A 14134-nucleotide genomic window follows, 5' to 3' on the forward strand; every position below is an offset into this window, starting at 1 on the left:
GAGCCGCGGCGGCGGGCGCGCTCTCCGCGGCCGGCGCCTCCGGGGCGGGGGCGCCGGCCGGCCGTACGGCGGCACGGGCGGCGGCGAGCCCCCCGCCGGGCGGCACCGGAGGGGCGGCCTGCGGGGGCGCGGGGGCGGCGTGGGCCTCGGGGCCGGGGACGTATCCCGTCGCGGGGGCGGCGGCGCCAGCGGAGAAGCCGACGCCCCGCTCCAGCCGGTCGAGCCGGGCCATGACGGACCGCTGGTCGCCGTAGGTGGCGGGCAGCAGCACGCGCGCGCAGATCAGCTCGAGCTGGAGCCGGGGCGAGGTGGCGCCGCGCATCTCGGTCAGCCCCTCGTTGACCAGGTCGGCGGCGCGGCTGAGCTCGGCGGCGCCGAAGGTGCCGGCCTGGGCCTGCATCCGCTCCAGGACGTCGGCCGGGGCGTCGATGAGCCCCTTGTCGGCGGCGTCGGGCACGGCGGCCAGGATCACGAGGTCCCGCAGCCGCTCCAGGAGGTCGGCGACGAACCGCCGCGGGTCGTTGCCGCCCTCGATGACACGGTCCACGACCTCGAAGGCGGCCGCGCCGTCACCGGTCGCGAAGGCCTCCACGACGGAGTCGAGCAGCGATCCGTCGGTGTACCCGAGGAGGGAGGTGGCCATGGCATACGTCACACCCTCCTCCCGGGCCCCGGCGAGGAGCTGGTCCATCACGGACATGGAGTCACGTACGGACCCCTGGCCGGCGCGGACGACGAGCGGAAGAACACCCTCCTCGACGGGGATGTCCTCCCGGCGGCAGACGTCGCCGAGGTACTCCCGCAGGGTGCCCGGCGGGACGAGCCGGAACGGGTAGTGGTGGGTCCGCGAGCGGATGGTCCCGATGACCTTCTCGGGCTCGGTCGTCGCGAAGATGAACTTCAGGTGCTCCGGCGGCTCCTCGACGACCTTCAGCAGGGCGTTGAAGCCGGCCGACGTGACCATGTGGGCCTCGTCGATGATGTAGATCTTGTAGCGGCTGGCGGCCGGTCCGAAGAAGGCCTTCTCGCGCAGCTCACGGGCGTCGTCCACACCACCGTGCGAGGCCGCGTCGATCTCGATGACGTCGATGGAGCCCGGGCCGTTGCGGGCGAGGTCCTGGCAGGACTGGCACGTGCCGCAGGGGGTCGGGGTGGGGCCCTGCTCGCAGTTCAGACAGCGGGCGAGGATCCGGGCACTGGTCGTCTTGCCGCATCCGCGCGGGCCGCTGAACAGGTACGCGTGATTGACCCGGTTGTTCCGCAGCGCCTGCTGCAACGGGTCGGTGACATGCTCCTGCCCGATGACCTCGGCGAACGACTCCGGGCGATAGCGGCGGTACAGCGCGAGAGACGACACGCCTACGAGGTTATAGGCGCCCGCTGACAACGGGTCCCGCCCCCGGAGCACGAGAACGCCCCCCACGCACCCGCCAGAGCCAACTTACCCTTGCTGCCTTCCGGCCCTGGGGGAGTTCAGTCAGATAGCGCCGCGTGAGGGGCTTCCCAGAGAGTACCCGATGTCAGCGGGACGGAACGAGTTCGCGAGCACTCCTCTCGGTCATGTAATGTTTCCGGCGGAGGATTCGCCTAGAGGCCTAGGGCGCACGCTTGGAAAGCGTGTTGGGGGCAACCCCTCACGAGTTCGAATCTCGTATCCTCCGCCAGTGCCTCACCGGGCACGATGTCGAAGGGCCCCACCGCAAGGTGGGGCCCTTCGACGTTGTCCGTCTCAGTTTCCGTCTCAGTTGGATTTTCCGGCCGCGCTCAGGGGCTCCCAGAGCGCGTCTCCGACTTGCTGCGCGCACCTGCGGAATATGGTTCTCGTCACATGCAGGTAGCGCCGTTCCGGCGGGTGCCCCGGTCGGTCTTGGCGCAGGTGAGGATGCCGTACCACCGCGACCAGCGGGACCAGGTCACGCCATGACGATCGCACGCGGCGTCATCAGCCAGGTCAGGTGTTTCCGGACGGTGTCCGAGGGCGCCACTACGATCGCCGGCATGGACTGGCTGGAGCGCACCGCGACGCTGAGACAGTGGACCAGGAGCGGGACTCGCGCCCCACACAAGCCTCTGCTGTTTCTGTACGCTCTCGGCCGGTTCCAGCGGGACGCCGACGACGAGCTGCGGTACAGCGCCGTGGAAGAGGACCTGCAGCGGCTGCTGTCCGAGTACGGGCCGCCCAACAAGACGACGCCCGCCTACCCGTTCCATCATCTGGTCAGTGACGGGGTGTGGGAGGTGCGTACCGATCGCGGACCGGGCAGCCCCGGAAGCGGGGTACGAGAGCTGCGGGCCGCGGGAGCGGCAGGACGCCTGGCGCCCGAGCTGCTGGCGGCGCTGCGGCGTGAGCCCTCACTGCTCGGCCGGATGGCGCGGGTACTGCTCGACCTGAACTTCCCCGCCTCACTCCACGACGAGCTGTGCGAAGCCGTCGGTCTGGAGCTGGAGCAGGCCGAGACCGCCGAGGTTTCGGCCGTGCGGAGGCGCCGGGACCCGCGGATGCGGGAGCTGGTGCTGACGGCCTACGAGTACCGGTGCGCCTTCTGCGGCTATGACGGCCGGATCGGCCCCGTCCCGGTCGGGCTGGAGGCGGCGCATGTGCGGTGGTGGGCGTTCGGCGGCCCCGACGACGTCGACAACGGACTGTGTCTCTGTTCGCTGCACCACAAGCTCTTCGACAAGGGCGTCCTCGGTATCGGGGACGGCCACCGCATCCTGGTCTCACAACGGTTCGTCGGCCACAGCCCTGCCGCCCTCGAACACGTCATAGCGCTCGCGGGCCGTCCGCTCGTCGGCCCACAGCCGGGCATCCGCCCCATCGCGCCGGCCCATCGCGACTGGCACGCGAGGCAGGTGTTCCACGGCAGCCCACGGCCCGCCACAGCCGCCTGACCGCCGACTCCGCTCCAGCCCTCGTCAGTGGTCATGCAGTGAATGAGCTGACCGTCGACAGCCCTCTCAGCCCCAGCCCAGGGCGTCATGGGTCGGCCCACGCGCGCACGTCGTACGGCAGCCTGCCGCAGCCGCAGCCGCAGCCGCAGCCGCAGCCGCAGCACAGTAAGGGATTCGGCACCGGGAGTATGGTGGCTTGTATGGCGACCAGGAAAGTGACGGTGACCATCCCCGAGGATCTCCTTGACGAGATCCGCGCGGAGGCAGCTGAGCGGGGCCTGTCGGCGTACGTCACCGAGGCACTGCGCTTCAAGCGTGACCGGGACCGGCTGCGGGAGTTCGTGGACTGGCTGCAGGAGGAACACGGTCCGGTCACCGATGACGAACGCGCGGAGGCGTTGGAGGCGCTGGCGGACCTCGACGCCGAGCACGAGCGCCGCCACACCACGGCCAAGCGCAACGCCGGAGACGTCGCGTGAAGAAGCGGGCGGGTGAGCACGGGCAGTCGCGGCTGCGCGTCTTCGTGCTCGACTGCGAAGCGCTCTCCCTCGCCGTACGGGGTGACCGGAAGATGATCGCCTGGCTGGACCTCGCGGCGCGGGGCGAGGCCGAGGTGGTCACCTCTCCGATGACGCTGGTCGAGGCATACGACGGCAGAACCACCGAGCAGCGCTGGGACTGGGTGCTCTCGCGCCTCAAGGTTCCCGAGATCGGGAAGGACGAGGCACGTCAGGCCCGTCGGCTCCTGGCCGACGCGAAGCTGCACGGACACAAGTACGCCATCGACGCGGTCCTGGCCATCGTCGCCCGACAGCAGAAGGGGCAGGTCACCGTCTTCACCTCGGACGTGGAGGACCTGGAGCGTCTGGTCCCGGAGTCGGTCGTCGTCAGGAAGGTGTGACCCGCGGCGGACACCCGCCGAGGTCGGCCGGCATCGCCGCGGTGTGCATGCAGCACCCTTTCGTGTGACCTCACCGGCGTTGCCCGTACGCCATCCTTGAATCCTGTGTGTGCGGGTTCCCTCGCGGACCCATCGTGCTCTTCGACGGCGAGGTGTTCCCCATCAGTAAGCCCAGCGGATCAACACTGGCCGCCTGGCTGCTCAGCCTTGACGCAGAGCGGCTGGAGAGGGTCCTTACGACAAGGCCTGATGCCGTGTCCCCTCCGGAGCCGAGGTCGGTCGGTGAACTGGCGGACCGCCTTCAGCGGCCGGGGGCGGTGGCACAGGTGCTGCCCCGGCTCCCGCTCCCGGACCTGCAGGTCGCCGAGGCGCTCGCGGCGCTGGCGCCCACGACCCGCGATGCCTTGGCGGAACTGTTGGGAGCGGTGGACGGGGAGCGAGCTCGCGGGCTGGATGCGGCCCTTGGGTCGCTGGCCGATCACGCGCTGGTCTGGCCGGACGGTGCGGGACTGCTGCGCGTGGTGGCGCCGCTGCGGCAGGCGTGGGAGGCTCCGCTGGGACTGGACGCGCCGCTGCGGCAGCTGCTCGAGGACACCACCTCCGACGAACTGCGCCGCATGTTGGTGTCGTTGGGGGTCAAGTCCGGTGGCACGAAGCAACAGCGGCTGGCGGACCTGGTGGAACACCACAGTGACCGGGAGCGGATCACCGAACTCGTGGCAAAGGCTCCGGTGGCCACCCGCAAGCTGTGCGAGCGCCGGGCGAGGACCGCGCCGCAGCGGTCTGAGTTCATTGCGTTCGGGGTTCCGGGAATCGACTCGGAGCCGGGTGCGCGATGGGCGCTGGAGCGGGGACTGCTGGTCCAGGACCGTCGCGGGTACGGACCGGCTCGCATGCCGGCCGAGGTGGCGCTCGCACTGCGCGGGCCCGGGTGGCGTGCTCCGTTCGAGCCCGCCCCGCCCGACGTGCCCGTCCTGCCCGTCACCCCGGCAGCGGTGGACCGCGAGGCCATGGCCGCGGCCATGGCGTTCGGTGCTCATGCCGCCTCGGTTCTCACGGTGTGCGCCGCCTCACCGCCGGCCCGGCTGAAGAGCGGCGGGATCGGAGCACGGGAACTCTCCCGGGTCGGCAAGGCGGCACGCTGTGACGACGTCGTGGTGCGCATCGTGCTCGAAACTGCGTACGCGGCGGGGCTGTTGGCCCGGGATGGCGACAGGGTTCCGGCGACAGAAGGCTACGACGCCTGGGCGCAGCAGGAACCGGCCGAACAGTTCGCGTTGCTTCTCCAGGCGTGGCGGGCCATGCACCTCACCCCCGGTCAGGCCCGCGACGAGGACGGCAAGTCTTTTCCCGTGCTTGCCGGAAGACCTCCCTGCGACGGTTGTCTGCAGGCCCGGGAGGGTCTCCTCACCGCCGCGGCACGGCTACCGGTGGGGCAGGGCGTGAAGAATCACGCGGACCTGGGCCCGCTTGTCGCGTGGCACCGACCACTCGCCGATCAGCTGCCTCAGGACTCCACGCCGTTCGCCACCGTGATCCGCGAGGCGGAACTGCTCGGCGTTCTCGCGCGGGGCGCTCTGTCCCCCATCGGGACCGCTCTGCTGTCCGCCCGGCCGGACGACAGCGCCGAGACACTGGCCGCCGCCTGCCGACGGCTGCTTCCCGCCGCCACCGCGACCGCGCGCTTCGGCGCCGACCTCACGGCCGTCGTCACCGGCACGCCGGCCGCCCGTCTCACCACGCTGCTGGACTCGGTCGCCGACCGCGAAACCGGCGGCACGGCGTCGGTGTGGCGGTTCAGCCCCGGCAGCGTCCGTCGGGCCCTGGACGCCGGCCGGACTGCCGATGCCGTCGAAGCCGACCTGGCCGCCGTCGCCGTGGAGGCTCTCCCCCAGCCACTGACCTACCTGATCCACGACACCGCGCGCGGTCACGGCCGGGTGCGCATCGCCCCCGCGGCCTGCGTGCTCCACAGCGAAGAGCCCGCGCTCCTGGCCGAGCTGGCCGCCCACCGAGGGCTCACCCAACTCGGCCTGCGGCACCTGGCGCCGACTGTCCTGACAAGCCGGACCTCGCTCGAGAAGACCCTCGCCGCGCTCCGGACCGCGGGCTACGCCCCAGTCGCCGAGACCGCCGACGGGGCGGTGCGAGTAGAGAAGGCGCGGCGCCGCCGTGCCGTCGCCCCGGTTCCGTCCCCGCGTCCGTCCGGCGGCACCTCCCGCCGCCGAAAGACCGACGGTCGGCCGGAGAAGGCTCCGGCGACGGCCGACCTGCGTGCCCTGGCCACCCGGCTGAAGACCGCGCCACCGGCCTCGCCGCAGCCCGACCCGGGCAACGGCGTCCCGTTCGACAGCGACACCGAGGAAGTCGTCGCCGGGTACGCCCGTCAGCTGTCCCTCGCCGACGTTCGTCAGCTGGCCCACGCCGTCGACGAAGGCCGGCCGGTCACCATCGATTACGTCGCCGCCTCGGGCAGCCGCACCATACGGACCCTCAGCGAGCTCGATCTCGACCCGCCCTACCTGTACGCCTGGTGCCACCTGCGCAGCGACGAGCGTGTTTTCACCCTCTCCCGCATTCACGGCGTCATGCCCGAGTAGCCGCGTGGTCCCGGTTCTGGTCTCGCGGTGGGGCCCTTCGACGTTGTCCGGGCGCCCCTGTGTCCGGGGTGGCGTCGGTCACACGCGGGCCGTCCATCGGGTGATTCCCGGTGGGCTGGCGGGGTCGTCGGCGGGGCGGCGGGCGGGGCCCGCGTCATGGTGAGGGTTTCGGTCGTCGCCTGCGTACGGAGCCCTCGTGGAACAGCAACCCGGCCCTTCCCGCGGCGCGGCGGGCACGGGGCGTGCCGCGGCCCTGCTGCTGATCCCCGTGGCCGTGGGCCTCGGCGTCTGGTTCGTGGGGCGGGGCCTGACGCCCGATCCGGAGAGCAGCCTGTTCGGGGCCCGGTACGACGACGCCATGGAGCTCAAGGCCCGGCTGGGGACCGCCCTCCTGGGGCTCGCGCTCGTCCAGCTCCTGCTCGCCGCCCGGATGTACGGCCTGCTGCCCGGGTCGAGACCGGCCCCGCGCGCGGTGTCCACCGTCCACCGGGTGACCGGACTGCTCGCCTTCCTGCTCTCGGTGCCCATCGCCTACCAGTGCCTGAGCGCCTACGGCGTCGAGCTGACGTCGCCGCGGGTGGCGATCCACTCCATCACCGGCTGCGTCCTGTACGGCGCGTTCGCCGCGAAGGTCGTCGTGGTGCGCAGCCACCGGTTCCCGGGATGGACGCTGCCGCTCGTCGGCGGCCTGCTCTTCTGCGCGATCGCCCTGCTCTGGTACACCGCCGCGCTGTGGCAGCTCAACGGGTTCCGGGCGCCGGGGCTGACGTGACGCCGGCGGTCAGCAGCCGCCGTCCCGGGACGAAGGCTTCTCGGTGATCTTCTTGCCGTCCGCCTTCAGCGGCGGCCGGCCACAGCGACGGCGAGCGCTCCGGGCCGTTGCCGTGGCCGTCGTGTCAGGCCATCCCGGGCTGCGGTTCCGGACGCAGGGCCGGGGTGGGCTTCGGGTCCCAGGTGCGGGTCGTCCGGAGGTAGCCGTAGATCACCGAGCCCATCGCCGCGAGCACGAGCGGGCCGTACAGCCAGGGGTGGCGTGCCATCTCCAGCGGCAGGAAGCGGTACGACAACAGCAGGGCGGTGAACACCAGGGCGCCGTGGACGACCAGGCGGGCGCCCGCCCGGTCCCAGCCGCGGGACATCGCGCGCAGGGCCCCCTCGATGGTGAGGGTGAAGACCACTCCGGCCACGAGGTCGACGCCGTAGTGGTAGCCGAAGCCGAGGGTCGCGCCGAGGGTGGCGACCAGCCAGAACGTGCCCGCGTAGCGCAGAAGGCGCGGTCCCTGGCGGGAGTGGACGAAGATCGCGGTGGCCCATGCCGTGTGCAGGCTGGGCATGCAGTTGCGCGGGGTGATCCCGTCGAACGGCATCGGAAGCGGGGCGGCGAGCGCCGGTGCCGTCCCGGGCCAGATGTCGGCCGTCGCCCAGTGGCCGCCGTCCGCGCCGTAGGCGAAGACCGGGCCGACCACGGGGAAGATCATGTAGATGCCGGGGCCGAGCAGGCCGATCACGAGGAACGTGCGCACCAGGTGGTGGCTCGGGAAACGGCGCTCGGCCGCCACATGGCGCAGCTGGTAGAGCGCGACGAGGACCGCCGCGACCGCGAGCTGGACGTAGACGTAGTCGAGCACTTGGGCGCCGACCGGCCCGGTGGCGTCGACGAGTCGGCCGACGACCCAGGAGGGGTTGCCGAGCGCCTTGTCGGCGGTGGCCACGTACTGGTCGAGGACCTGCGGCTGGGTCTTCGACGTGATCAGCAGCCAGGTGTCGCCGGTCTTGCGGCCGGCCACCAGGAGCAGGGCCAGTCCGACGCCCTTGAGGAGCAGGAGGCGTTCGGCGCCGGTGCGGCGGGTGACGGCGACGACCGCGCAGCCCAGGACGACGCAGAGCGCGCCGTTGCCGAAGGGGTGCCCCTCACCGAGGGCCGGCAGTGTGCCGGTGGCCCAGCGCACGGCGAGGACCACGAGGTCGATGCCGAGGGCGGCGCCGGCCGCGACGAGGCGTTCCCGCCGGGTGAGGACGACCATCATCAGGCCCATGCCGGCGTACAGCAGGAAGCCGGATTTCGGCGGGAACGCGATCTCGCGGACCTGGTTGGTGAGGGGGCCCGGCTCACCGTAGTGGCGGGCGGCCACCTCCAGGGCGATCAGGAAGCCGAGGGCGACCACGCCCACGGCGGACCACACCAGCGCCCGCTGCCGGCTGCCTGTTCGCGCGAACGTCTGCGATGTCTCGGATATCAATGGTCTCGGCCGATGTGTAAAGGGGCGGTCGTCAGCACTCGTTCGTAAGTTCGAGCATGGTATCGGAGCGGGGCAAGGGGGATTATTGCGCTGCGCGAACCCCCCGCCGACGAAGACGCGAAAGACGGCCGGCACGTTGCCGCCCGCTGCCCGAAGTCACCCGAAGGCGCCGCGTCAGCGGTCATGGCTGGACGGCCTCCAGCGGCTGTTCCGCCCAGATCGTCTTGCCCTTGGCGGCCTGACGGGTGCCCCAGCGCCGGGTGAGCTGTGCCACCAGCAGCAGCCCCCGGCCGCCCTCGTCGTAGGTGCGGGCCCGGCGCAGGTGGGGCACCGTGCTGCCTCCGTCGGACACCTCGCAGATGAGGGAGTCCTCGTGGGCCAGATGGATCAGGCGCAGCTGGACGGGCGGCTGGGCGTGCCGGATGGCGTTGGTGACCAGTTCGCTGACGACCAGTTCCGTGACGAACGCGGCGTCCTCCAGGCCCCACGCGTCGAGCTGGGCGAGCGTGTCCTTGCGGGTCTGGGCCACGGCGGACGGGGTGGAGGGAACCTGCCACGTGGCGACCTGGGAGGCGTCCAGCGCGCGCGTGCGGGCGACGAGCAGGGCGACGTCGTCGGGCGGCCTGGGCGGCAGCAGGTCGGTGAGGATCCGGTCGCACAGGGCGTCCAGGGTGGGTTCGGCGCCGGTCAGCAGACGGCTCAGCCGGCTGACGCCCGCCTCCGCGTCCCCGGGAGAGGACCGGCCGCCGGGTGTGATCAGGCCGTCGGTGTAGAGGGCGAGAAGGCTGCCCTCGGGCAGCTCGATCTCGGCGCCCTCGAAGGGCAGGCCGCCCACGCCCAGCGGTGGTCCGGGCGGCAGGTCGACACGCTCGGCGGCGCCTCCGGGAGCGACCACCACCGGCGACGGATGCCCGGCGCGGGCCAGGGAACAGTGCCGGGAGATCGGGTCGTACACGGCGTACAGGCAGGTCGCGCCGACCTCTCCCTCGCACTCGGGGCAGCGCTCGCGCGTGCGGCCGCCCTCCCGTTCGGTGGACAGCCGGGAGACCAGGTCGTCGAGGTGGGTGAGCAGTTCGTCCGGGGCCAGGTCGATGTCGGCGAGGGTGCGCACCGCCGTCCGCAACCGGCCCATGGTGGCGGAGGCGTGGATGCCGTGCCCGACGACGTCCCCGACGACCAGGGCCACCCGCGCCCCGGACAGCGGGATCACGTCGAACCAGTCGCCGCCGACCCCGGTGTGCGCGCCCGCCGGGAGGTAGCGGGTGGCGACCTCCACCGCCGCCTGCTCCGGCAGCCGCTGCGGCAGCAGGCTGCGCTGCAGGGCGACCGACCGGTCGCGTTCGCGGGCGTAGCGGCGGGCGTTGTCCATGCAGACGGCCGCCCGGGCCGCCAGTTCCTCGGCCAGCACCACATCGTCCTGCTGGAAGATCTCGGGGTGCCGGTGGCGGGCGAGGAGGGCGACACCCAGGGTGGTGCCGCGCGCCGTCAGCGGCACCGTCATCACCGAGTGGATGCCGAACTCCCGGACACGGGCGGCCCGGACCGGGTCGTGCGCCACGAGCGCGGTGATCGCCGGACGGGTCATCTCGTACACCGAGGACCGGCCGGAGCGCAGCGTCTCGACCTGTGCGGAGCCCTCGGTGTACCGGTCCAGGGCGCCCAGGGCGGGGACCGCCTCCGGTACGCCCGGGGTCACCGACTGGTGGGCGGCCCGGAGCAGTTCGAGCGGGCCGGGCGGCGGGCCGCCGCGCCGGGACGTGTCCGGCGGGTCGTCGACGGCGGTCAGCAGGTCGACGGAGGCGAAGTCGGCCAGCTCGGGGACGGCGACGTCGGCCAGTTCCTGGGCGGTGCGCATCACGTCGAGGGTGGTGCCGATGCGCCGGCCCGCCTCGGCGATCAGCTGGAGCCGCTTGCGGGCCCAGTGCTGTGCGGTCATGTCGTGGGCGGTGAGGCAGACGCCCCGGACGGTTCCGGCGGCGTCCCGCAGCGGGGACATCAGCAGCGACCAGGCGTCTGCCCGGGTCTCGTCCGCGGCGGGCAGGAAGTCCTCGTCGGCCTGGGCCTCCCCGGTGCGCAGCGCCCGGGCCATGCTCTCCTCCGCGCGCCGGCCGGCCGGTCCGTCCACGATCTCCTCGACGCGCAGCCCCAGCATGTCGGCCTCGGTGAGGGCGACGGCCCGTTCCATGGCCCGGTTGGCCCGGCGCAGCCGCAGCCGGGTGTCGTACAGGGCCGTGGCGCAGCAGGGGGACTGGGCGAAGCTCCAGCTCACGAACGGCTCGTCGCGCCGCTCGGGCGGTGGCTGGCGGGCGGTCAGGGCGCAGACGCAGAACCACTCGCGCCGCCCGTTCTCCCGGGTCCGGTGGTGCGCCAGGACCTTGACGGCGAGCGTGCGGCCGTCACGGTGCCGGAGGCCGACCGTGCCGTGCCAGCGCCGCAGCCGGGGGAACGGGGGCAGGTCCCACCCGCTCGGCGGCTCGGCCAGCAGACCGGCCGCCGGACGGCCCACGACCTCGCGGGCCGGGTGCCCGAGGAGCCGCTCGGCGCCCGCGTTCCAGCCGGTGACGGTGCCGTGTTCGTCGACGGTGACCCGGGCGGTGAGGTCCGCGCCGACCAGGTCGTCGAGGTCGGCCGTGGCCCGGGCGCCGGCGGCGGGCTCGTGCATGATCGCTCATCTCGCTCTCGGAGGGATCGCGGCCGGCCCGCACCTCGCCGCCCCGCGCTCCGCCGCCCTCGGCGCGCTGTGCCTCGTCATCGGCGCGCTCCCGTGGTGGCGCCGGGAGCGGCGGTCTGGCAGCCGGGGCACCACACGGTCGTCCGGCCGGCCACGCGGGCCCGGCGCAGCGGGGCGTGGCAGCGCGGGCAGTGCGGGTCGGGGGTGTCCCGGCGGCCCGTCAGCCAGGAGGGGCGCGGCGGGACCCGTCCGGTGGGGACCGCGGAGCGCAGGGTGCGCCGCATCTGGCGGTAGAGACCCCGGCGGTCGGCGTCGGTCAGGTCGCTCGCCGGGCGGGCGGGGCTCAGCCGGGCCCGCCACAGGATCTCGTCGGCCAGCAGGTTGCCGAGACCGGCCACCGCGGACTGGTCGAGCAGCACGCCCTTGACGGCGCCCCGGCGCCCGCGCAGGGCCTCCTCGAACCGCTCGCGGTCCACGTCCAGCGCGTCGGGGCCCTGCCGGGCCAGCAGGCGTGCGACGGCGGAGTCGTCCTCGGCGAGCCACAGGCCCCGGAGCTTGCGCTGGTCGCGGTAGCGGAGGCTCCGGTCGCCGGACAGGGTGAACAGCACGCGGTCGTGGGGGGCCACCGGGTCGTCCGGCCCGGCGCACACGAGGGAGCCGGTCATGCCGAAGTGCAGGGCCAGGGTGGGGCCGCCGGTGCGGGCGAGCAGCCACTTGCCGTGCCGCTCGGCCCGGGTGATCCGCCGCCCCTCCAGCGCCTCGCTCAGCCGCCGCGCGCTCACACCGTGCAGCACGCCGGGGTCGCGCACCTCGATCCGGCGCACGGTCCGGTCCTGCGCGCAGGCCCGGAGCACGCCCCGGAAACCCTCGACGTCCGGCAGTTCGGGCATGACGAACGGCCTTCCTCGGCTGGATGCCGTACTTCTTACGGTGTGCCCGTTTCCTGTGGCCTCTCACCTTCGGGCCGTGCCTAGTGGACGGTCACCGTCCGCGTCTCGGTGATCTGGTCCACGTCCGAGGTGCGCACGGTCACCCTCATCTCCCAGGTCCCGGCGACGGGCAGGTTGAGGAAGCTGTTGCCCCAGTAGCCGCCCTTGTCGGTGAGCCCGGCGTCGAGCGGGCCGATGTCCTGGCCGGGGTGGGTGAAGGTGATGCGCAGTTCGGGGACGGCGGAGATGCCGCCGTCGGGGCCGTAGACGACCGCCTCGATCGAGTTGTCGCCGACGCGGGCGGGGTCGATGGTGATCTGTGCCGTGCCGCGTCCGCCGGGCGTACCGACGTCGAAGGGCACGTCGGTGACGGAGGCGCCGACGACCGCGGGCGCCGCGGTGGCCGCCTCCGCCTCGGCCCGGCCCGGAAGTGTGCTGGTCAGGAGCGTGGTGACGGCCAGCACGGCCGCGCCGACGGCGACCTCGGTGAGCACGGAGCGGCGCAGCGCCCGGCGGTGCGCGGGATCGGGCTCCTCCGCGGCGGAGGGGTGCGAGCCGGTCGGCTGCGGCGGGGAGGGCGGTGCACCGGCCGGCGGTCCGCCCACGGCCGCCGCCACCTTCGTGCGCACGGCCGCCGCGGCGGGGGCCGGCGCCTCCGCCCGGTCGGCGGGTCCGTCACCGGACGGCTCCGCCACGGCGGGCGCCGTCTGCAGGGCCGTCCAGCGGCGGGACACGGCCGCCGCGGCGAGGAGCACGACGACCGCCATCAGCTTGATGGCCAGGAGCCTGCCGTACGTGGTGTCGGTGAGCGCGTCCCAGCCGCCGAGGCCGCGCCAGGACTGGTAGACGCCGGTCACGACGAGGACGGTGACGGACGCGAACGCCACGCGGGAGAAGCGGCGCACCGCCTCCGCGGACAGGGCGGCCCGGTAAAGGGCGCCGAGCAGGGCCGCCAGACCGCCCAGCCAGACGGCCGTGGCGAGCAGGTGCAGCGCCGAGGAGGTCATGGCCACCGGCACCTGGAGGCCGGCGGAGGCGTGCTCCCCGGCCGCCCAGGTCGCCGCGAGACCGGCCGCGAGGGCGGCGCCGGTCCAGCCGTACCGCCGGCGCCGGCGGGACACGCGCAGCAGGTAGGCGCCGACGGCCAGGAGGAGGGCCAGCCGGGTCAGCAGGACGATGCCGGGCCGGCCGGTGAGGGTGCGGCCCGCGGCGTCGGCGTCGAACGCCCCGAGCGGGCCCTCGCCCGTCTCGTACGGGGCGCGCAGCACCAGCAGGACGAGCGTGGCCGCGAGGAGCGTCCACCAGGACGTCCGCAACAGCCGGTCGTGGACCGGGACGTGGGGCGGACGGCAGATCGCGACGAAGGCGGCGGTGCCGATGAGCAGGGCGACGGAGAGGTAGGCGAGGTAGCGGGCGATGGTGTGCAGGGCCTTGGTCACCGGGTCCTCGGTGGGGCCGGTGACCACGGCCGCGGCCGTGGTGACGGTGGCCTTGCCGACGGAGAAGGTGAACGCGCCGGACACCGGGTGGCTGTCGGCCGACACCACCCGCCAGGCCACCGTGTAGGTGCCCTGCGCCAGCCCGGCGGGGAGGGTCACCTGGGCGGTGTCGGCGCCGTCCGGGCCGTGCCCCGGCTCACCCGTGCGCAGCCGGCGGCCCTCCGGGTCGAGGACGCGGAAGGAGTCGTCGAGCAGGGCGACGGACTCGGTGAAGGTCAGGGTGAGTCGCCGGGGTGCCGACTTCAGGACGGCGCCGTCGTCGGGGTCGCTGCCGCGCAGCGCGGCGTGCGCGGACGCGGGCCCCGTGCCGCCGAGGAGGAGCAGGACCAGCAGCGGGCCCAGCAGGAGCAGCCGCCGCAGCCCCCGGCGTCCCGGTCGTCCGTCCGCACACCTCACGCCGCA

The 14134-nt window shown here is 73.5% G+C and carries 10 protein-coding genes, 1 tRNA gene and 1 other RNA gene; 6 read left to right on the forward strand and 6 right to left on the reverse strand.

Annotated elements, in window-relative coordinates; translation table 11 throughout:
- Both ACFRAC_RS07535 and ffs read right to left on the reverse strand, forming a co-directional pair.
- On the reverse strand, positions 1-1357 hold a 1357-nt coding region (locus ACFRAC_RS07535; RefSeq protein WP_382922143.1), incomplete at its 3' end, for a DNA polymerase III subunit gamma and tau.
- Between the two features lie 51 nt (positions 1358-1408).
- An RNA gene (ffs, locus tag ACFRAC_RS07540) (signal recognition particle sRNA small type) lies at positions 1409-1503 on the reverse strand.
- A 73-nt stretch (positions 1504-1576) separates the two neighbouring features.
- Between ffs and ACFRAC_RS07545 the strand changes: the two genes are divergently transcribed.
- The 6 genes from ACFRAC_RS07545 to ACFRAC_RS07570 all read left to right on the forward strand — a co-directional run bounded on the left by ACFRAC_RS07545 (position 1577) and on the right by ACFRAC_RS07570 (position 7165).
- Positions 1577-1664 (forward strand) — tRNA-Ser (locus tag ACFRAC_RS07545).
- 334 nt (positions 1665-1998) lie between these two features.
- Positions 1999-2892 carry a phosphorothioated DNA-binding restriction endonuclease gene (locus ACFRAC_RS07550; RefSeq protein WP_382922687.1) on the forward strand — a complete coding sequence of 298 codons (894 nt, stop codon included), beginning with the start codon at positions 1999-2001 and terminating at the stop codon, positions 2890-2892.
- A 200-nt stretch (positions 2893-3092) separates the two neighbouring features.
- On the forward strand, positions 3093-3371 hold the full coding sequence (locus ACFRAC_RS07555; RefSeq protein WP_382922145.1) for a CopG family transcriptional regulator: 279 nt from the start codon (positions 3093-3095) through the stop codon (positions 3369-3371).
- Complete coding sequence (locus tag ACFRAC_RS07560) at positions 3368-3793, forward strand: hypothetical protein (RefSeq protein WP_382922147.1); 426 nt, start codon at positions 3368-3370, stop codon at positions 3791-3793. The genes ACFRAC_RS07555 and ACFRAC_RS07560 overlap by 4 nt, the downstream gene beginning before the upstream one ends.
- A gap of 254 nt (positions 3794-4047) precedes the next feature.
- On the forward strand, positions 4048-6393 hold the full coding sequence (locus ACFRAC_RS07565; RefSeq protein WP_382922149.1) for a helicase C-terminal domain-containing protein: 2346 nt from the start codon (positions 4048-4050) through the stop codon (positions 6391-6393).
- Between the two features lie 196 nt (positions 6394-6589).
- Positions 6590-7165: a DUF6529 family protein gene (locus ACFRAC_RS07570; protein WP_382922151.1), complete on the forward strand. Its 576-nt coding sequence runs from the start codon at positions 6590-6592 to the stop codon at positions 7163-7165.
- A 124-nt stretch (positions 7166-7289) separates the two neighbouring features.
- On the opposite strand, the gene ACFRAC_RS07575 is transcribed toward ACFRAC_RS07570, so the two are convergent.
- The 4 genes from ACFRAC_RS07575 to ACFRAC_RS07590 all read right to left on the reverse strand — a co-directional run bounded on the left by ACFRAC_RS07575 (position 7290) and on the right by ACFRAC_RS07590 (position 14128).
- Positions 7290-8579 carry a phosphatase PAP2 family protein gene (locus tag ACFRAC_RS07575; RefSeq protein WP_382922689.1) on the reverse strand — a complete coding sequence of 430 codons (1290 nt, stop codon included), beginning with the start codon at positions 8577-8579 and terminating at the stop codon, positions 7290-7292.
- 235 nt (positions 8580-8814) lie between these two features.
- Entirely contained in the window at positions 8815-11295 is a 2481-nt protein-coding gene (locus tag ACFRAC_RS07580) for a SpoIIE family protein phosphatase (protein WP_382922153.1), read from the reverse strand.
- Positions 11296-11381: 86 nt separating this feature from the next.
- Positions 11382-12194 carry an Fpg/Nei family DNA glycosylase gene (locus ACFRAC_RS07585; protein ID WP_382922155.1) on the reverse strand — a complete coding sequence of 271 codons (813 nt, stop codon included), beginning with the start codon at positions 12192-12194 and terminating at the stop codon, positions 11382-11384.
- Between the two features lie 80 nt (positions 12195-12274).
- A complete protein-coding gene (locus tag ACFRAC_RS07590; protein WP_382922157.1) occupies positions 12275-14128 on the reverse strand; it encodes a copper resistance CopC/CopD family protein in 1854 nt (617 codons plus the stop codon).
- Positions 14129-14134: the final 6 nt, after the last annotated feature.

Origin of the sequence: Streptomyces sp. NPDC056628, from assembly GCF_042792555.1 — a bacterium.
Taxonomy (GTDB): Bacteria; Actinomycetota; Actinomycetes; order Streptomycetales; family Streptomycetaceae; genus Streptomyces.